At 40.3% G+C, this 19,582-nt stretch carries 10 protein-coding genes; 2 read left to right on the top strand and 8 right to left on the bottom strand.

What is annotated here, in order from left to right; all coding sequences use genetic code 11:
* Positions 1–6: 6 nt before the first annotated feature.
* The 5 genes from MTP24_RS07360 to MTP24_RS07340 all read right to left on the bottom strand — a co-directional run bounded on the left by MTP24_RS07360 (position 7) and on the right by MTP24_RS07340 (position 9,699).
* Positions 7–1,506, bottom strand: coding sequence for an MFS transporter (locus MTP24_RS07360; protein WP_243533478.1), 1,500 nt, complete (start codon positions 1,504–1,506; stop codon positions 7–9).
* Positions 1,499–3,358, bottom strand: a complete 1,860-nt coding sequence (locus MTP24_RS07355) for an alpha-amylase family glycosyl hydrolase (RefSeq protein WP_243533475.1) — start codon at positions 3,356–3,358, stop codon at positions 1,499–1,501. The genes MTP24_RS07360 and MTP24_RS07355 overlap by 8 nt, the downstream gene beginning before the upstream one ends.
* A gap of 89 nt (positions 3,359–3,447) precedes the next feature.
* A complete protein-coding gene (locus MTP24_RS07350; RefSeq protein WP_243533473.1) occupies positions 3,448–5,304 on the bottom strand; it encodes a glycoside hydrolase family 13 protein in 1,857 nt (618 codons plus the stop codon).
* Positions 5,304–6,797 (bottom strand): tryptophan halogenase family protein, encoded by a 1,494-nt coding sequence (locus MTP24_RS07345; RefSeq protein WP_243533471.1) that lies wholly within the window; start codon positions 6,795–6,797, stop codon positions 5,304–5,306. Before MTP24_RS07345 ends, MTP24_RS07350 begins: the two co-directional genes overlap by 1 nt.
* 115 nt (positions 6,798–6,912) lie before the next feature.
* Entirely contained in the window at positions 6,913–9,699 is a 2,787-nt protein-coding gene (locus MTP24_RS07340) for a TonB-dependent receptor (protein WP_243533469.1), read from the bottom strand.
* 660 nt (positions 9,700–10,359) lie between these two features.
* Between MTP24_RS07340 and MTP24_RS07335 the strand changes: the two genes are divergently transcribed.
* The gene (locus MTP24_RS07335) at positions 10,360–11,982 is read left to right on the top strand and encodes an alpha-glucosidase family protein (protein WP_243533466.1); all 1,623 of its coding nucleotides are present in this window, start codon (positions 10,360–10,362) and stop codon (positions 11,980–11,982) included.
* A gap of 68 nt (positions 11,983–12,050) precedes the next feature.
* Here the strand turns inward: MTP24_RS07335 and MTP24_RS07330 are convergent, their stop codons facing one another.
* Positions 12,051–12,605 carry a TIGR00645 family protein gene (locus tag MTP24_RS07330; RefSeq protein ID WP_010557473.1) on the bottom strand — a complete coding sequence of 185 codons (555 nt, stop codon included), beginning with the start codon at positions 12,603–12,605 and terminating at the stop codon, positions 12,051–12,053.
* Between the two features lie 229 nt (positions 12,606–12,834).
* On the opposite strand from MTP24_RS07330, the gene MTP24_RS07325 reads away from it, so the two are divergent.
* On the top strand, positions 12,835–13,077 hold the full coding sequence (locus MTP24_RS07325; RefSeq protein WP_006792156.1) for a hypothetical protein: 243 nt from the start codon (positions 12,835–12,837) through the stop codon (positions 13,075–13,077).
* A gap of 171 nt (positions 13,078–13,248) precedes the next feature.
* Here the strand turns inward: MTP24_RS07325 and topA are convergent, their stop codons facing one another.
* Both topA and MTP24_RS07315 read right to left on the bottom strand, forming a co-directional pair.
* On the bottom strand, positions 13,249–15,957 hold the full coding sequence (gene topA / locus MTP24_RS07320; protein WP_039036869.1) for a type I DNA topoisomerase: 2,709 nt from the start codon (positions 15,955–15,957) through the stop codon (positions 13,249–13,251).
* A gap of 244 nt (positions 15,958–16,201) precedes the next feature.
* Complete coding sequence (locus MTP24_RS07315; protein ID WP_243533464.1) at positions 16,202–19,552, bottom strand: invasin domain 3-containing protein; 3,351 nt, start codon at positions 19,550–19,552, stop codon at positions 16,202–16,204.
* Positions 19,553–19,582 lie beyond the last annotated feature (30 nt).

Raw genomic sequence — 19,582 nt, 5'->3', positions numbered from 1 at the left:
GTGTCCTTAATTAGAATTTTTAACGCGCATTACGGCTACAGCGGCAACCACAAATGAGGCTGCACCAATTAATAGGGCGTAAATAGGCTGGTTAGAAAATGCATGGCGTAAAATAAGCCCTAAAATGCTAGCGGCGAGTAACTGCGGTATTACAATAAAGAAGTTAAAAATGCCCATATAAACGCCCATTTTATTACTTGGTAAGGCGTTACTTAACATGGCATAAGGCAGCGATAAAATAGACGCCCACGCAAACCCTACGCCTATCATTGGAATAATTAGCATTTTTGGGTCTTGTATAAACATAAAGCTTGCAAGGCCTAATGCGCCTAGCAATAAATTAAAACAATGTGCACCTTTTAAACCCATTTTTTTTACTAAAAACGGAATACACATAGCTGCAATTGCGGCAAAGCCATTGTAGGCTGCAAATAAAATACCCACCCAGTCTGCGCCATCGTTAAATGCTTTAGAGGTTGCATCGCTACTGCCATAGTGAAAACTTGTTACCGCGGAAGTGGTATAAATCCACATAGCAAATAAAGTAAACCAGCTAAAAAACTGTACCCATGCAAGCTGCTTCATAGCCTCTGGCATTGTAAAAACATCTTGTACTACCTGGTAAAAGCCACCTTGTGTTTTGTTGGCGCTTTTAAGCGCGGCTGCAATCCACTGCACAATACCAAACGCCAATAACCCACCAGCAAGTAGGTATAATTCTTTTTCAAGGGATAAGCCCATGACTAATGCAAGAGTTGCTAAACCCAGTACCACAAAAATAATGGCACCTTTATTAAAGTTAATATCAGCAATAATTGCAGTCGTAGATTTTGCTGTTTGCTGTTCAAATTTAGCAAGTTGTTCTGGGCTATATTCCTTCGTGCGTGCCACAGTCCATAAAACAGCAACTAATAAAACCACCCCACCCCAGTAAAATGAATATTTAACCGACTCGGGAATTTGCCCAGCCGCTGCAGTATTACTGACATCAAACCAGTTGGTCATCATCCATGGTAGCGCCGAGGCTAACACCGCACCAATACCAATAAAAAAGCTTTGTAAACCGTAACCTGTCGCGCGTTGTTTCTCTGGCAGGTTATCACCAACAAGCGCTCTAAACGGTTCCATTGTCACGTTGATTGAGGCATCCATGATCCATAACATACCCGCAGCAATCCAAAGTGTTGGCGAGTGCGGCATAATAAACAACGAAAGTGTTGTTAACACAGCGCCCACAAAGAAAAACGGACGACGACGGCCAAAGCGCCCCCACGTTTTATCGCTCCAGTAACCAATAATAGGTTGTACTATTAGGCCTGTAAGCGGCGCTGCAACCCATAAAATAGGAATATCATCAACTTGTGCGCCTAATGTTTGAAATATTCGGCTTACATTGCCGTTTTGCAGAGCAAAACCAAACTGTATGCCTAAAAAGCCAAAGCACATGTTCCATATTTGCCAAAAACTTAAATTTGGCTTATCGGTATTATTATTTTGATTATTCATTATTAGCCTTATTTGTTAATACTGCGCTGCTAAATGCATCAAGTGTCAGGTTAAATTTGGCGCCTTGTGAGTGTGTTTTAAGTTCCACTTGGTGTTGCTCAAGTAAATCAACAATTAGTGAGCTTCCTCCCAGTTTTGTTACTTGCTCCTGAGATAAATCAACGGAGATACTCTGTGTTTGCTCACTGAAGTTACTTAGTACCAAAATTGTTTGCTGCCCTAGCGTTCGGCTAAACCCAACAATACGATCGCTACCTGTAAGGTTAAGCTTTTGCATATCGCCGCCTACAACAGCAGGTAAGCTATTTAAAGCCATAATTGCTTTATAGTAGTCACGCAAAGCAGCTTGTTTGTTAGTGAGTTTCGCTCCATCAAACTTACCGTTATTCATCCATGCTTGATGAGCGGGTACGCCTATGTAATCAAAAATACTAGTGCGAGTAGGCGATCCAAAGCCGGCATTTTCAGATCCATCCTCACCAACATCTTGGCCAAAGTATAATAAGCTTGGTGCACGACTAATTAAGTTAGAAACCACCATGGCGGGTTTACCCCAAACTGCATTTCCTGCAAAGTCAGGGCTAGCAATACGTTGCTCGTCGTGATTTTCTAAAAAGTGCAACATGTGTTGCTCTATGTCTGCAACGGTTTTATGCGCATCAAAAATAGTGTTTGCTGGCTGCTTGCTTTGCATAATGGCCTTTAACGTATCGTAAAAGCCCACTTTGTCGTAAAGAAAATCCATTTTTCCTTGGTGAATATAGGCGCGATACATTTTTGGGTTGTAAACTTCAGCCAGTAAAAAGGCATCTGGCTTTTGCATTTTTATTGATGAATTCAAAAAACTCCAAAATTCGACCGGTACCATTTCGGCCATATCATATCTAAAGCCATCAACCCCTTTATCGAGCCAAAACAATGCAATATCTCTAAATTTATACCAGCTATTAGGGAGCTCTTTACCCTGCCAAAACGCATAATGAACACGGTAATCTTTCGTTGCTATGTTTTTTGGTAGTGTTGGAAAGTCGTAACTGCCGTCTGGTTTAACACCGTAATTCACTTTTACGGTTTCGTACCAATCGTTTATGTCAGGTTTTGGCGCTCGTGCACCATTACCAGTCCATTTTGCTGGGTTTTCATCAAAAAAGCCGTCCGCAAGTGGATGAGCATTGCCACCTAGGACTTGGTAATTAACATCTGTAGGTACTTGAAAAGACTTTCCTGGTACATAGTAAAAATTATTATTTTTATCGTACACTTTACTGGTGTCATCTTGCTCACCAAAGTCTTTAACACCTTTAGGTTTACCTAGCGATTCATAATTACGTGCCACATGGTTAGGCACTATATCAATAATGACTTTCATGCCATGGCTATGTGTACGTTCAATAAGCTGGGTAAACTCTCCCATGCGGTTTGTTACATTAACAGCTAAATCGGGGTTAACATCGTAGTAATCTTTAATCGCATACGGTGAGCCTGCGCGACCTTTTATTACATCAGGGTCATCTTTTGAAATACCGTAGTCGGTATAATCGCCCACTAACGCGTGGTGTAACACACCGGTATACCAAACGTGCGTGGTACCTAGCTCTTTAATGCCTTTTAGGGCTGCGTCGTTAAAGTCGGCAAATTTACCTACACCGTTTTGCTCTTTCGTGCCCCATGGCACATTGGCTGTCTCGGTATTACCAAACAAACGGGTAAAAACTTGATACACAACTGGCTTGGTAAGCTCATTTTGCGTATGTGCAGGTGTTTGCTGTTGTTCAGGTTTATTATTTTCTGAACACCCTGTAGCAATAAGTGCACTACACAGCACTGCGGGTATATAAACTGATTTTTTCATTGTGTGTCTTTTTTTGTCAGTATTGTTATTAACAATATACTAAAGATTACTGCAGCAACCATACAGTTGCTGCATACGTATTCAGGTCACTATTGTGGCTTATTGATAACTAATACAGTTGCGCTCATAGCTGGTAGTTCAATGGTTTTGCCAAGCTTTTGTGTTTTTTGAGTAAATAAATTAAATGCTGTTGTGCGGTTAGGCATCACCTCTTGCATATACTCAATATTTTTTTGTAGTGCCTGTGTATTTTTATTCATAAATACCAACACAGTTTGCTCATCGCCAATACGTGCATAACTATAAACCCCTTGTTGAGGCGTAAAGTGTACAAGTTTACCTTTATCTAGTGCTGAGCTGTTTTTTCTAAAGTTAAGCAGCGTACTGATGGTGTTATGCATCTCTTTTTGCTGTTTTGTTAATCCCTCTTTGGTAAAGGCGTTACGTGTTTGCCCATCAAACCCTCCAGGAAAATCAATTCTAATATCGCCATGGTCTTTACTTGGGGTGTTATCTAAAAGTACTTCCGTACCGTAATACATTTGCGGTATGCCACGCGTGGTTAAAAACAAGGTCATCGCCATTTTTGTTTTGGCTACATCTTGACCAAGCTCAGTGTAAACACGGCTCATATCGTGGTTATCGGCAAACACCATAATGTTATTTGTATCAGGGTATAAAAAGTCATTAGCTAACGATTCATATACTTTAACCCAACCCGTGTTCCAACTTTCATCTTCATTTAGCGCTTGAATTACCGACTCTTGCAACGAAAAGTCCATCACGCTTGGTAAGCTTGATGTATAGCCATCTTGGTTATGCTTGCCACGTTGCCAGTAAGAAGCAATAGCAGGGTTAGACGTCCACTCTTCTCCAACAATATTAAAGTCTGGATACTCTTGCATAATGGCTTTTGTCCAATCACTCAAAAATGCTTTATCTGAGTAAGAGTAGGTATCAACGCGTATGCCGCTTAAATCGGCGTATTCTATCCACCAAATCGCATTTTGAATTAAGTATTCACTTAACAGTGGTTGGCGCTGATTTAAATCAGGCATGGTTTCTACAAACCAACCATCGTTAAACTGGCGCTTGTCGTACTCACTGGCGTGTGGGTCTTGTATGGTTTGGCGCGCATGGCTGGTGGCATTCTTGCCTTTATTAAACTCACCATTAAAGTTAATCCAATCTTTAGTTGGCTTATCTTTAACCCAAGTATGCTCAGAGCCAAAATGGTTAAGAACCATATCCATTACAAGGCCTATACCCTGCTCTTTTGCTTTTACAGATAACGTTTTGTATAACTGGTTTGAGCCCATTCGTGGGTCAACCTTATAAAAGTCTGTAATTGCATATCCATGATAAGAATAATTAGGCATGTTGTTTTCAAGCACAGGCGTTAGCCAAAGCTGTGTTACGCCTAAGTCGTTTAAATAGGGAAGCGCGTTTATAACGCCTTGAATATCACCACCGTGGCGCCCACCCTTTATACTCGGGCTTGCTGCTTCTAACATGCTTGGGACGGTATCGTTTTCTTTATCACCATTAGCAAAGCGATCGGGGTTAATTAAATAAAGCGTATCGGCTGATGTAAACCCTTTACGCTGAGCGCTGTTTTTATCTCGATCAAGAAGTGGGAACTCAAAGTTATTGCTCGTTTCGCTGCTATTAAACTTAAGCGTTCCGGCTTTAGCGGCGTCGGTAATAGTAATATTTAAAAATACATAATTTGGATTATCGGTACGGGTTACTTTATTTAACTTAACGCCGTTGTATTTAGCTAATTTAATGTGCTCGTTTGCAATGTTTTGCTCATGAACCATGATGGTAATCGTGTTTTTGTTCATGCCAACCCACCAATTAGCTGGCTCAACGTCAAGTGCGTAGCTAATGGTTGGTAAAGTACAGGCACTTACAAGTAAAAGCTTTTTTAAAAGTTGCATCATCAGGCCTTTTTAATTTTTGCTAAAAAATCTTTATGAGTGGGTAATTGATCTACCGTTGAGGTAATAAGCGTTTTTAGTGTTGAGAATAAATCGTTTAGTTGTTCACTACTGAGTGAGTCAACGATGTTGTTATAATCCTCGGGAATAAGACCTTGTCCAATACACACCTGCTGCCAAGCCACTTCTGCAAATAGCTCGTCGTTTTCGCGCACTACCTTGCCTGTTTGCCTAAATAAATCTATTTTATGAGCTAACGATTGAGGTATATCCATTTGCTTACATTGGCGCCAAAATGGCGAGTCTTCTCGTTCGGTTAATTTGTAATGCAAAATAATGAAGTCGCGAATATGTTCTATTTCAGTAACACTTTGCTTATTAAATTCAGTAACAAGCGCATCACTAATGCCATTATGAGGAAATAACTTAATTAAACGTATAACCGCACTTTGAATTAAATGAATACTGGTAGACTCAAGCGGCTCTAAAAACCCACTTGAAAGCCCCACTGCTACCACATTTTTATGCCATTGCTTTAAGCGTCGCCCAGTTTTAAATTTTATTAAGCGAGGATCTGTTGTAGGTTCACCCGGTAAGTTATTAAGTAAAAGAGCAGTCGCGCCCTCGTCAGATAAATATCGACTGCAGTAAACAAGCCCGTTTCCTGTTCTATTTTGCAACGGTATTTGCCACTGCCAGCCTGCGTTATGTGCAATAGAACGCGTATAAGGCCTTAATTCGTCACTTCCTGTTGATTGCACTGCTACGGCGCTATCGCATGGTAAATAATGCGACCAATCAACAAAGCCTGTATTAAGCGTTTGCTCAATTAAAAGTGCACGTTGCCCCGTACAATCTATAAATAAATCCCCCTCTATTTGGCTATTATTATCAAGCGTTAGACTGTTAATTTGGCCTGTATTTGGGCACTGAGTAACACGCTCTATTTTTGCATCGATGTGTTTTACACCGCGTGATAATGCCAGTTTTTTAAGGTACTCAGCATATAAGGTCGCATCAAAATGAAAAGCGTAACTTATCCCAGGTAGCTGTGTATTAGGAATAGCGCTTAGTGGTGCAAACTTGTGCTTTTTAGCTGCTTGGTAATTAAGTGAAAAATCCCATAAAGAATCCTCACTACCACTAATTTGCCCTTTTACCCAAAAGTTATAAAAGTCACAAAACGGAAAGTCTTTACCAAACGAGCCAAACGCATGCATGTAACTATGTGATGGTGTTTTCCAGTTTTCGAACTCAATGCCAAGTTTTATAGAGGCATTAGTAGCATTTATAAAGTCTTGTTCATTAATACCTAACGCATTGTTGAGCTGAATAATAGGCGGAATGGTCGCTTCACCAACGCCAATAGTACCAATACTGCTGGATTCTATAAGGGTAATGTTAATTACTTTACCTAACACTTTATTAAGTAGCGCTGCGGCTATCCAACCAGCGGTCCCACCGCCCGCAATAACAACGTTTTTTATTAGTTTCATAGTATTGCCCACTTGTACAAGCCAAAGCTTTGTTAAGTTTGATAAAATTTAGATAAAGTAGCTATAAAAAAGCCCTTGTAAAATAAATTACAAGGGCTTCTACACACAACGTTTATTATAGCTTGTAACTAAAGCCCAATAAGAACGTGCGACCATAATCTTGGTAGTCACGTACTTGTAGCGCGTTATCGCCACTTAAAGTGGTAAACGGTTCTTCAGTAATATTTTGTACTTGGAAGGTTACATTTAAGCCATCTAAGCTATCAACACCTGCTTCGCCAAAATCAAAGCCCAATTGTGCATCCCAAATTGTTTCACCTTTAATGTCAACTTGAGTTGCAGCAAGACCTAATCCATTTACATTACCTTTAAAGTCACTACGTTTACGCATACTTGTACGCGCTTGGAAGCCATTACGCTCGTAGTAAACAGTCAAGCTATCAATTTGGTCAGATAGGCCAACAAGTTCATACTCATTCCCATTTTGATCTTCAACGTCTTGTTCAATTCCTGTATGGCTTGCAATTAAACCAAAACCATCAAGTGAAGAATGAAATACGTTAAACGGTAGCGCAAGAGAAAGCTCGTAACCCCATAGGTCACCGCCGCCGCCATTTACTTTACCATTACCAGTACCTGAAGAAGTTGCTGGTATTTCACCCGTTGCAGGATTAGCTACGCCAGACATATCGACTGCGTAAGTACCATCAAATATCCACTGGTTGATATCTTTATAGAAAACCGCTGCAGAGAAGTAACCTTCTGCATTAAAGTAATTTTCGTAGCTGATATCAAAGCCTGTCGCTTCTTTTGGCTCTAGTTTAGGGTTACCACCTGAAATACTCCAAAAGTTACCATTATCATCTGGTTGTTGCCCGTATGATGCATTGATTGACGCATTCATATCGTTTAATAATGCGCGTGAAATAGTTTTAGCCGCACCAAAACGTAACGTTTGTTCTTCGTCGATTGCAAACGACAAGTTAATGCTTGGTAAAACGTGGCTGTAGTCGTGACTTACGTCTGTTGGTGTAACAACTACAAGACCGTCTACTGTGTTAGCAGCTGAACCCTGTGAAGACTGTTCAGTTTTAACATAGCGAACGCCCACATTACCTGTTACCGGAATTGATCCAATTTCTGCGTTAATATCAGCTTGAACAAAGAAGGCAGTTACTTTTTCTTGGACTGTCCACGACTGTGTTTTATGTTTTTGGTCTGTAAGGCTTTCTTGAAGTAAATCATAGTAACCATCGTTTATTAGGGCACGAGTATCGTAGGCAATCATATCGCCCATACCAATGAAGTCTAAGCTAGCTGAACCTAAACGGTACTGCTCTGGAACCGAAACCATACCTGGGTTAGATAGAGAAAAATCTTTAAGTGTTAAAAAATAACCTTCAGATAACTTTGATTTTTCACGGTCACGATAAGACATACCAAATTTAAAAGCATTAACGTATTCGTTGTCTAGAATTTTAGTTGCAGCAAGTTTTAACGTGGTTAGTTCATCATTCACTTCTGGCGCATTGATGAAACCATCTTGTGCTGTATTTTGAAATGGTGTGTCAGTTAAACCATATTTGTCATTAAGGGCTTTACTTCCACCCCACGATAACGGGCCACCTAATTGAATTAGGTTATAGTCACTGTAATCTAGCTCATGAGAAAATTGTGCACCTGTATTACCACCATCAAGCATATAACCAATGTTGTCAGCAACACCATTAGCATCACCTCGACCTGTGCCTGAATAACTTTCAATGCTCCATAGCTGACGTTCAACCTCAGAGCGGCTAATATCAAACTCTGTGCTCCAACTGTCGTTAATATCGTATTTTGCATTAAAACCAAACTGCGTTAATTCAGCTTTTCGTTCTTGATGATCGTTACGAACAACAACACGCTGACCTTCTGTCACAGCACTTGTGATAAATCCAGTTTCAGCATCAACTGTTGTTGAATCTGAGCTAATTGAACCTTGACCCCATGCAAATGGAATTTCGATACCGCGCAAAATTTGTTCATCTGAAAAGTCGATATAAAGCGCATCAAACGTCATATTTAATTTATCAGTCGGTGCAGCTTCTAATACAAGCATTGCTGAATCACGCTCAAGCGTTGAAGAACGTACGTATGGTTTTGCACCACCTAAAATAGAATATGATTGACCATCTTCAGTAGTAAACTCTGGGTAACCCCATGAGTTCCAACGCTTTTCTTGGTTTGGTGAACTCATTGTGTTTAGAGCAAACGCAACGCCAATGGTGTCATCTGCGAATTGGTCAATGTATGAAACCGTACCGCGGTAACCTTGATCATCACCGTCTGGATTAAGCTTACCAAAACCAGTTTGCTCAAGTTGACCATTAAACATGATTACACGTTCACCTTTACTTAAAGGTTTAACGGTTTGCATGTCGATAACACCTGCGATGCCTTCAGCTTCGATACTCGCACTTGGTGTTTTATAAACAGTTACGCCGCTCATTATTTCAGATGGGTAAAGGTCGAACTCAACGCCACGGTTATCACCAATTGATACTTGCTCACGACCATTAAATGTAGTGGCACTCTCGTTTTCGCTAAAGCCACGTACACTCACTCGGCTTGCACGACCGTCTAGGCGCTGTGCTGTTAAGCCAGGTAAACGAGCGATAGACTCAGCAATCGACGAATCAGGTAACTTACCGATATCTTCTGCAGAGATAGACTCAACGACTTCTGGTGAAAAACGTTTAGTGTTGATTGATTCTACAATACTGCCACGAAAACCTTTAACTTCGATAACTTCTACGTCATCATTTTTTAATTGTTTTTCTTCCGCTGCAGTTGCTGCAAAACTAGTGATGCCAGCAGCAGCTAACGCCAGAGTTAATATACTTGGTTTGAACATAGACATGATGTTTTCCCGTTACCCATATTGTGATACCCGCTCAATTGTTTAGTGATAGTAAACCGAGGGGAGCTTATTTTGTTGTCAGGATGGATATTAACGCTTGGTTTATTTTATTAACAAGTTTATGCATACGTATTCAAGCCTTATAAAACCAACATAAATTAACATAAACTTCACACAAAACTTAGTAACACACTGTTTTAAATGACATTTATTGGTGCAACAAATTTTATCCGAATATTACAATTATGCAAAATAGCCTAATGATTTAAACCTGCTTTAACAGCTTGTAATTATTAAGAAATAAATTAGATCCATACACCATTGGCTAAATTTAACTAATAAATATCAATGTGAAATTGGTAAGACCATTTCATGCAATCACTATTACAGTGCAATCCAGCAAAAATATGCACTTGCGAGGTGCTATGCCGTGTTACTTTTTAATTACATGCAATTGGTAAACAGATTCAATTTAATGGCAACGCTTCCTTAAAACTAAATAGACGCTTTTTGAAGTCACTCAAACATGCTTATTTTTGTGCATACGTATGCAGTCTTTTTACAGTATCTCGGCCTTCACGTATGCTTTTTGCAAATAACGTGATTTACCATAATCACATATAAGAATTTAAAAAACTGTTTGGAATGACGGAGAAAAGCATGGCCCAAAAGCAGTGGTATAAAGGTGCGGTTATTTATCAAGTTTACCCGCGTAGCTTTCAAGATAGCAACAACGACGGTATTGGTGATTTAAGAGGAATAATTAATCGTATTGATTATATTAAAAGCTTAGGTGTTGATGCTATTTGGATTTCGCCATTTTTTAAATCTCCTATGAAAGATTTTGGTTACGATATTAGTGACTACCGTGATATTGACCCTTTATTTGGCAATTTAAACGACTTCGACGAGCTTATTGATCAAGCACACGACCGCGATATTAAAATTATTATCGACCAGGTGTTAAGCCACACGTCAGATCAACATCAATGGTTTTTAGACAGCCGTGAAAATCAAAGTAACGACAAAGCCGACTGGTATGTGTGGGCTGACTCTAAAGAAGACGGCACGGCACCAAATAACTGGTTATCAATTTTTGGCGGCGGTGCATGGCAATGGGAACCACGCAGAGGACAATACTACCTTCATAACTTTTTAACTGAACAACCCGATTTAAATTTTCATAACCCAGATGTTAGAAAAGCAGTGCTAGATAACGTTGAGTTTTGGCTTAAAAAAGGCGTTGATGGTTTTAGACTCGATGCCATTAACTTTTGTTATCATGATGCGCAGCTTCGTGATAATCCTGCAAAACCAAAAGAAAAACGCCAAGGCCGTGGTTTCAGTGAAGACAACCCTTACGCATTTCAATACCACTATTACAATAATACCCAACCTGAAAATATTGAGTTTATGCAAGATATTCGTGCGTTACTTAATAAATATCCAGGCACTGTATCACTGGGTGAAATTTCGTCAGAGGACTCTTTAGCCACTATGGCAGAGTACACACAAGGCGGTGATAAGCTGCATATGGGTTATAGCTTTGAGCTTTTGACTAACGATTATTCAAGTGAGTATATAAGAACAACCGTGCAAACCCTTGAAAAAGGAATGACAGAAGGCTGGCCTTGTTGGGCGTTTAGCAATCACGACGTTGAACGTGTAGCAAGCCGTTGGAGTCAAAATGGCGAAGTTAATTCACAGCAATGTAAAATGCTCACCGCCCTACTCGCATCCTTGCGCGGTAGCGTATGTATGTACCAGGGTGAAGAATTAGGCCTAGGGGAAGCAAACGTAGCCTTTGAGGATTTGCAAGACCCGTATGGAATAACCTTTTGGCCAAACTTTAAAGGCCGTGATGGCTGTAGAACGCCGATGCCATGGGATAATGCCGATCTACACCATGCAGGCTTTAGTGACACTAAGCCATGGCTGCCTGTAGACGAGCAGCATAAGCAGCAATCAGTAAAACAGCAAACACATGATCATGGTTCTATTTTAAATGCTTATCGTGAATTTATGGCGTGGCGAAAAACAAAAACCGTGCTACTTGAAGGCGATATTGAATTTATTAACACACATGAGCCTGTACTTGCTTTTTACAGAACATTCGAAAATGAAAAAATGTTGTGTGTTTTTAATTTAAGTAGCGCTGATGCATCGCTATCGCTGCCAACTGAAGTATTAACAGAGTTTAGTGAGCTTAGCCACCATAAAGGCCATGTAACGAACGATCAATTACTATTAGCGCCTTTTGCATGCTATTACGCAAAGTGCTAAATGATACTAACCGCTAATTAGTTACAAAAAAGCCCATGTAATAACATGGGCTTTTTTTGTAGGTAAATTTAATGGTTATGGGTTTTACTATTGAGGTAATCGGTAAATGCAAACAACACTCCAGACATCACAAAAGTAACGTGGATTATTACTTTCCATAATAGCTCGTCGTTTGAATGCGCCTCTGAATTTATAAACACTTTTAATAGTTCAACAGCCGATATTGCAACGATTGCGCTGATAAGCTTCATTTTCAGCCCTGAAAACCCCACTTTACCCATCCAAGATGGCTTATCTTCATGATTATCTATACCTAGTTTAGAAACAAAGTTTTCGTATCCACTAAATATAATAATTAACAATAAGCCTGCAAGTAACGCTGTATCAACCAGCGTCAATATGCCTACTAGTAAATCTTGGCTTGATGCGGTAAAAGTAGCGATCCCCATTAAATAAAGTTGTTTAAAAAACTTTATTAATAACAAAATAACTGCAAACAAAAGGCCAACAAAAAAAGGCGCTAACAACCAACGTCCTTTAAAAATAAACGACTCCAATGCATGCTCTATTTTATTGGTTGATTGAATGTTTTTTTTGGGTGTAACGGGAGTGTTAGGTGTCATTTATTATTCTATGAATTAAAAAAAGGCGACAGTAACGTATTAATTAAGGTTATACAAATAATTATAAAAAAACGGCTCATAAATAAACTTATCTTTACGATAAATATATTTCGTTATCTTTTATTTAAAATTCGATTAAATTCAGCATACCAACAGAAGCGTTCTGCTTGGACATGTTTGTTTAATAGCGACAATCACCGCTATAAAACCATTTTTTAGGAATAAACGAATGAAAAAAGCATTACTTGCATCACTTACAGCGTCACTATTTGCAGTATATGCAACATACTCAGTAGCAGACGACACACCAGTAGCATCAGCACAAATGGTAAAAGAGTACACTGAGATGTGTGTTAACTGGGCTAAAGACGACGATGTAATGAATGAAGACCTTTACGCGTATGTTTTAAATTGCGTAAATGATGAGCTTGAATCAGAAGGCTATCAAAAAGTAACTTCTGTAAAAATCTAACCCTGACTCAAAGGTATGCTTTAAGCCTGCCTTTGAGGCTAGCTATGCTTAGCTAATTGAACAGCCAAAAAGCCGTTGCGAGCACAATTACCAAGCATAAAAAAACCGGAATAGACACATGCTGTGCATTCCGGTTTTTTGTAACTATAAGGTGTTAAAAACGCGCTTTAGTTACTCTTCATCTTTTTTTGCTTTTGCTTTAGGTTTTGCTTTAGCAGGGGCTTTTTTAGCAGCAGCTTTCTTTTTAGGTGCAGCTTTTTTCTTGGCTTCTTCTACCCACTTACCTGCTTCATAATGAGCAGTCCAACCAGTTGCTTTGCCGTCTATCTCAGTCATAACATACTGCGCTTTGTTTTTACGACTGTAGCGCACAACAGCAAGATTACCATCTGGGTCTTGACCTGGTGCGTCCGCTAAATAGTAGAATTTAGGGGATATACGATCTCTAAATCGTTTTAACTCTTCAACCTTAGGTGCTCGAGTTTCACGCGATTTAGGGAATGTATTTGCAGCTAAAAATATACCTGCAGCACCATCACGTAATACAAAATAGGCTTCTGATTTTTCACATTCTAATTCAGGAATATGAACTGGATCTTCTTTAGGCGGAGCGGCTTCACCATTTTTTAGTAACTTACGTGTATTTTTACACTCTTCGTTATTACAGCCAAAGTATTTACCAAAACGTCCAGATTTAAGTTCCATGTCTGAGCCGCATTTATCACACTCAATAATTGGACCGTCATAGCCTTTAATCTTAAACGTGCCTTGCTCAACAATATGCCCTTTACACGCTGGATTGTTACCACATACATGTAACTTGCGGGTTTCATCGATTAAATACGAATCCATCGCTGTTTCACAAACGGGACAGCGCTTCATTTGCATTAATTTTTCTGTTTCTTCGTCTTCAACATCAGCGGCAACCGCTTCATCGCCCGACACTAAATTCATAGTAGTAGTACAACGTTCTTTAGGTGGTAGGTTATAACCTGTACACCCTAAGAAAACACCCGTTGATGCCGTGCGAATACCCATTTTACGGCTACAGGTAGGACACTCTATATCAGTTTCAACCATTTCATTAAGACGCATGCCACCTTGTTCTGGTTCGTCTTTTGCAATGGTTAATTGTGTTGAAAAATCAGCGTAAAACTTATCAAGTACTTGCGTCCATACACGCTCACCTTCTGCTATATCATCTAAACGACCTTCCATTTTTGCTGTGAAATCAAAGTTCATTAAATCGGTAAAGTTTTCAACCAGACGATCGGTTACAATTTCACCCATTTTTTCAGCAAAGAAACGACGATTTTCTACCCGCACATAGCCACGGTCTTGTATTGTAGAAATGATAGAAGCATAAGTAGATGGACGACCTATTCCTCGTTTTTCTAACTCTTTTACTAAACTTGCCTCACTAAAACGCGCTGGTGGCTTAGTGAAGTGCTGTTTAGGATCAAGTTCAACAAGTGTCAGTGTTTCGCCCACTGCAACAGCTGGGAGTGATTGATCTTCTTCGTTCTTCTTACGAACAGCTGGTTGCACTTTGGTCCAACCATCAAAACGAAGCACACGCCCTTTTGCCTTAAGCTGAAAATCGTTAGCCGCAACAGTTAAGGTTGTTAAATCGTACTCTGCAGGTACCATTTGGCACGCTACAAATTGACGCCATATCAATTCGTAAAGCTTTTTAGCATCGGCATCTACACCTTCAAGATGTCCAGACAGCACAGTAACGCTAGAAGGACGAATCGCTTCGTGTGCCTCCTGTGCATTACCTTTAGAGCTGTAGTTAATTGGTTCTTTTGGCAGATATTTTGAGCCAAACTGCTCTGTAACGTATTCACGACACATCTCAACAGCATCTTTCGATAAGTTTGTTGAATCAGTACGCATATAAGTAATATAACCACCTTCGTACAATCGCTGCGCTAGCATCATGGTCTTTTTAACACCATAACCTAAACGTGTACTGGCAGCTTGCTGCATTGTTGATGTGATTAAAGGTGCACTTGGGCGACTTTTACTCGGTTTTTCTTCAACATTAACAACTTTATATTCTGCACTCTCAAGGCTTTTTACCGCCTCTTTGATCTGTGCTTCATTTACAGGTTTAAATGGCTTGTCTGCTTGTTTAGTGACTTCTAAACGCAGGTCAGACTCGCTATTTTTAACATCTGCATGAATATCCCAGAACTCTTCTGGAATAAACGCTTTTATTTCACGCTCACGCTCTACGAGTAATCTTACTGCAACTGACTGTACTCGCCCTGCAGATAAACCACGCGCTACTTTTGCCCATAGAAGCGGCGATACCATAAAGCCCACAACACGGTCTAAAAAGCGACGAGTTTGCTGAGCAAATACCATGTCAGTATTTAGCTCACCCGGTGTTTCAAACGCTTGCTGAATGGCATTTTTAGTAATTTCGTTAAAAACAACGCGTTTGTATTTTTCTGGTTCGCCACCGATGATTTCTTGAAGGTGCCAAGCAATTGCTTCCCCTTCTCTATCCAAATCCGTTGCGAGGTATATTTGGTCTGCTTTTTCGGCCAGCTTTTGTAATTCTTGAACAACCTTTTCTTTACCCGGTAGGATTTCGTAATGAGGCTGCCAGCCTTTTTCAGGATCAATCCCCATACGTGCAACCAAATTTGTGTAATCTCGTTGCTGTTTATAAGCTGCTTTCTCATCCGGTGGCATTTTACGCACTTCTGCTGGCGTTTTAGTTGCCGGCACTTTTGCTTTGCTCGAACCTGAGGTAGGTAAGTCTCGTACATGTCCAATACTGGACTTTACGATAAAGTCATTACCTAAGTATTTATTAATTGTTTTAGCCTTAGCAGGTGACTCTACAATTACTAGCGATTTGCCCATAGTTGCCTATTTCTAACCAAATATTGAAAATGTGTTTACCGCATTAGCGGTGCGAATATTTATAGGTATATCTACAAACACTAGTTGTTACAAGCTTTTAATACAAACTTTTCAGTATTTACTGAATAAACGAACAATTTTTGTTGCTAATTTAGACAAACTGGTGTTTTTAGAATAATTGCTGTGGAATATATAGAACACAAAGAAAAATGCCAACCTAAAGGTTGGCATTTTTTACGATAACTTAAACATCATCGAAAATTGTGATGCCTGTCGAGACCGTTTTACTGGCCCCTAGTTGGTTTTCAAATTCAAAAGTAATACTTAAAACCCCACTTGTTTGGTCGTTACCATCAGTCTCTCGTGAAATTAATACATCCGAGTACATCGGTTTATCTGTGTTGGTATTAGGGATTGTTTCACTGTGACTAATAATTGACAGATCGCCATTGCTCGTTGTTAAAGACACTACCGTGTTTGCAGGTAATGGATTACCAAATTCATCTGTGTAGTGAATACGAACAGCCATTGATGTTAAACCAATGTCCACGGTAAGTGTTTCAGGGTCTGTTTCGTCAGGGTCATTAGGATCGAAATCTGGGTTAGCGATTTCAACATTGTTAACAGAAAGGTCTATTGCAGCAACATCACAACGCTCAGTTACATCGGACTCTTCTAACTCTACAAAAGTTCTGTTACCAGATACTGAACTTGAACAATCTGCAGGAACAAATACTTCAAATGGTGCTGGTAATGCATCCGTTTTAACCACAGAGAAACGTACAAATGGTTCATCGCCTGACATAACTAGCTCAATGTTTTTACGAACCTCAACCAACTCACGTGAACATTCGCCTGCAGCATTTGCAGCTTCGCTACATAATAACCCATTGTATAGGCCGTCAGCGGCATCGTAGATACCGTCGTTGTCTAAGTCACGCCACGTTTCGTTATGGCCACCACGTGAGTTTAACTCTGAACACGCATCTGATACAGGGTCGTAATCATCGCCGCGTGCATCACTACAATCCGCTTTATCAAAGCTGTTATTTTCGTTGTGATCAATAAAGGCTTCAGGTAAATCGTAGCTAGCGTAGTACTCGCCAATATCAAATAAACCATTCGTACGCTTTATATCATCAGTTGATTGCTCATCAACAAAATTCTCTTGACCTTTAGTAACTGCAAGCACACTTACGCGCCCGCCCATTACTACGCCATTTTCGTCATTTTTAGCGCGGGTAATACCATTAATACACGGTGCAGCTGCGCCAAAGTAAGGGTCACAGTTAATTTGGCCTGTTTTAGGATTGATACCCTCAGTTGTAGACGCATTACCGTCGATATCGCCTATTCTGTTGCCCCATTTGTAATCTTCAAATGGGCGGTCACCTTGAGAGCGCCATGTAACAACACAGGTTGCATCGGTTGTTTTACATGTTTCTTCGTTGCTTGAAGAACCAACCACACCGGCTTCTGAAAGCACTGTGGCTTCAACACCGTCACCGTTGTAATTATTAAACTGGTCACCAAAAAATACAGTTAAATCGGTTATGATACCGTTGTAGTAAAGCGAGTTAGTGTTAAATGTTGTTGGGCTTAAATCAAAGCTGTTTTGGTCAGTTACACCCGAGGCAAGTGTAAGCTGAGCAGAAACAGAACTAATTTGCTCAGAAAGTGGGATCAGGTTTAATGTACCCTCTGGGCAAATTTCATTGCTAGGATCAGTTTGGCACAATTGGAAGTCATCAACCCAACACGTTAAATCATCACCCTCTGGAAGTGCTTTAACATCGTCTTTAGACACATAACACGCTTTCACAACTAAAGGCCCAGGCACAATACCTGACGTTACTGTCGTTTGTACCAAACCTTCGTTATCTGTGTTGCCACTGGTAAGCGTTAAATTTGCAGCGCCTACCGAATCTGTTAGTTTAAAGTCAATTCGTTGCTGAGAAGACGCTATATTGTCAGCATCTAAAAGTTTAAAAGTAACGATTGATTGAGTTGGTAGGCCACCTTCGCCTGGTGGAAGCGCAATAAATGTTTCGCTTACATCCACAAATTGAATAGACTGTACTGCAGAACTTTCCACGGGTATAACCGTTGATTCAGTAAAGTTTTGTCCGCCTGTTTCAACAGTGATAGTTACATCATCGTCAATGTTACACCCTGTTGCTCTGTAAGTTGCTGTAGCAATACCATTTGACGATTTTACGCTGTCATCAATGACTGACTCACCAGCAATCGCACAGGTAGAGCTAAATTCAACGTCAGTAGCCGTTAAGTATAAATTACCATCTTCGTCTGTAAGCGTTACTTCTATTACCGTACTACCGCCGGCTTTAAGCGGTATAACGCTACCGTCATCATTGGTGTTCAAGCCGTTATCAACGCTAAGCGTTAAATTTGCAATACCCACTGCAAAGTTTAAAGATGCACTTTCATCGAGAGCCGTTGCTTTAACGGTTCCTGCGCCACCAGTATTGCCCGGTTGCAACTTCAATAATGCAATACCAAAGTTATCAGTTAAAGCAGTGCCCGATGAAGGTAAAATTGTACCTAAATTCGTTTCAATATTTACGAGTGCGTTTTTACTGCCTTCGCCACTTTGTTCATTAGTGACTTCTACAAATAGCTCACCCAATTCAGAAGATGAAATACTGTTGGTCACAGTACAACCAGATGCTGCAGATAAAGGGTCTAATTTAACATTACTGCGGTTATCATCCCAATCAGCGTTACAGCCTGTTAGTAGTTTGATAGATACCGAAAATTGCGCTTCATCTTGCGCTGCACCATCACCCGATGAGTAAAAGACAGCTGTGTTGCTAACGCTCGTACCACTTGCTGGAGCGTAACTTGCTACAACTTGGCCTGCACCCGTTGCTACACCACTGCCCAATGTGACGCGAGCTTCACCTGAGTCATCAGTAATTGCAGTGCCAAGCTCTGGCGTTATAACGCCCGTAAAATTGGTATTAAAAGAAATAAGTTTATCCGCAACAGCAACACCATCTGATTTTAGTGTAGCAACAACAACACCAACGTTATCCGCAGTTACTGGATTAGCACTGGTAAATTTATCACCATTTTGGTCAACAATTTGGACTTCTAAAGTTGTTGAGCCACTCACACCCGTGTCCTCACCTTGGCCACCCGTTGATTGAAATGCAAACGTGGCTGTATACGTTTCATCATCACCATTGTAGGTAGCAGTAACTTCACCAGCGCCTGCCTCAGAGCCTGCACTTAACTCGATTGTTGCTATGCCATCGTTTTGTGTCAGGGCTGAATCAGGGTTTAAAACCCCTATATCGTCAGCCAACGTAAAGGTAATGCGTTTACCAGCAACAACAGCGCCATCATTGTCTTTTAGGGTTGCACGTAAATCTAATGACGCAGTATTCGTCACGCTATTTGATTTAGTTGCGTCTGCTTGAGAGTACCCTTGTAGCGTTAACGTATAAGTTGTTGTATCTGTGTCCGTATCAGTGTCACCAACTGTACCGCTTTTTTCAATTGATCCACCGCCACCACAGGCTGTGAGTAATAAACTGAGCAATAAAATGCCGAGTAGTCGCATTAAAGGCATGAACCTCTCCCTAGCGTTGTTATTATTAAC

Origin of the sequence: Pseudoalteromonas sp. APM04 (genome assembly GCF_022809815.1) — a bacterium.
GTDB classification, from domain to species: Bacteria; Pseudomonadota; Gammaproteobacteria; order Enterobacterales; family Alteromonadaceae; genus Pseudoalteromonas; species Pseudoalteromonas marina.
Note: the sequence above shows the minus strand (reverse complement) of the source record. Positions and strands in the feature narration are given on the sequence as shown.

Excerpts from the sequence above, each read along its gene's own strand:
- MTP24_RS07360 (WP_243533478.1), bottom strand. The coding sequence starts at position 1,506 with ATGAATAATCAAAATAATAATACCGATAAGCCAAATTTAAGTTTTTGG.
- MTP24_RS07355 (WP_243533475.1), bottom strand. The coding sequence starts at position 3,358 with ATGAAAAAATCAGTTTATATACCCGCAGTGCTGTGTAGTGCACTTATT.
- MTP24_RS07350 (WP_243533473.1), bottom strand. The coding sequence starts at position 5,304 with ATGATGCAACTTTTAAAAAAGCTTTTACTTGTAAGTGCCTGTACTTTA.
- MTP24_RS07345 (WP_243533471.1), bottom strand. The coding sequence starts at position 6,797 with ATGAAACTAATAAAAAACGTTGTTATTGCGGGCGGTGGGACCGCTGGT.
- MTP24_RS07340 (WP_243533469.1), bottom strand. The coding sequence starts at position 9,699 with ATGTCTATGTTCAAACCAAGTATATTAACTCTGGCGTTAGCTGCTGCT.
- MTP24_RS07335 (WP_243533466.1), top strand. The coding sequence starts at position 10,360 with ATGGCCCAAAAGCAGTGGTATAAAGGTGCGGTTATTTATCAAGTTTAC.
- MTP24_RS07330 (WP_010557473.1), bottom strand. The coding sequence starts at position 12,605 with ATGACACCTAACACTCCCGTTACACCCAAAAAAAACATTCAATCAACC.
- MTP24_RS07325 (WP_006792156.1), top strand. The coding sequence starts at position 12,835 with ATGAAAAAAGCATTACTTGCATCACTTACAGCGTCACTATTTGCAGTA.
- topA (WP_039036869.1), bottom strand. The coding sequence starts at position 15,957 with ATGGGCAAATCGCTAGTAATTGTAGAGTCACCTGCTAAGGCTAAAACA.
- MTP24_RS07315 (WP_243533464.1), bottom strand. The coding sequence starts at position 19,552 with ATGCCTTTAATGCGACTACTCGGCATTTTATTGCTCAGTTTATTACTC.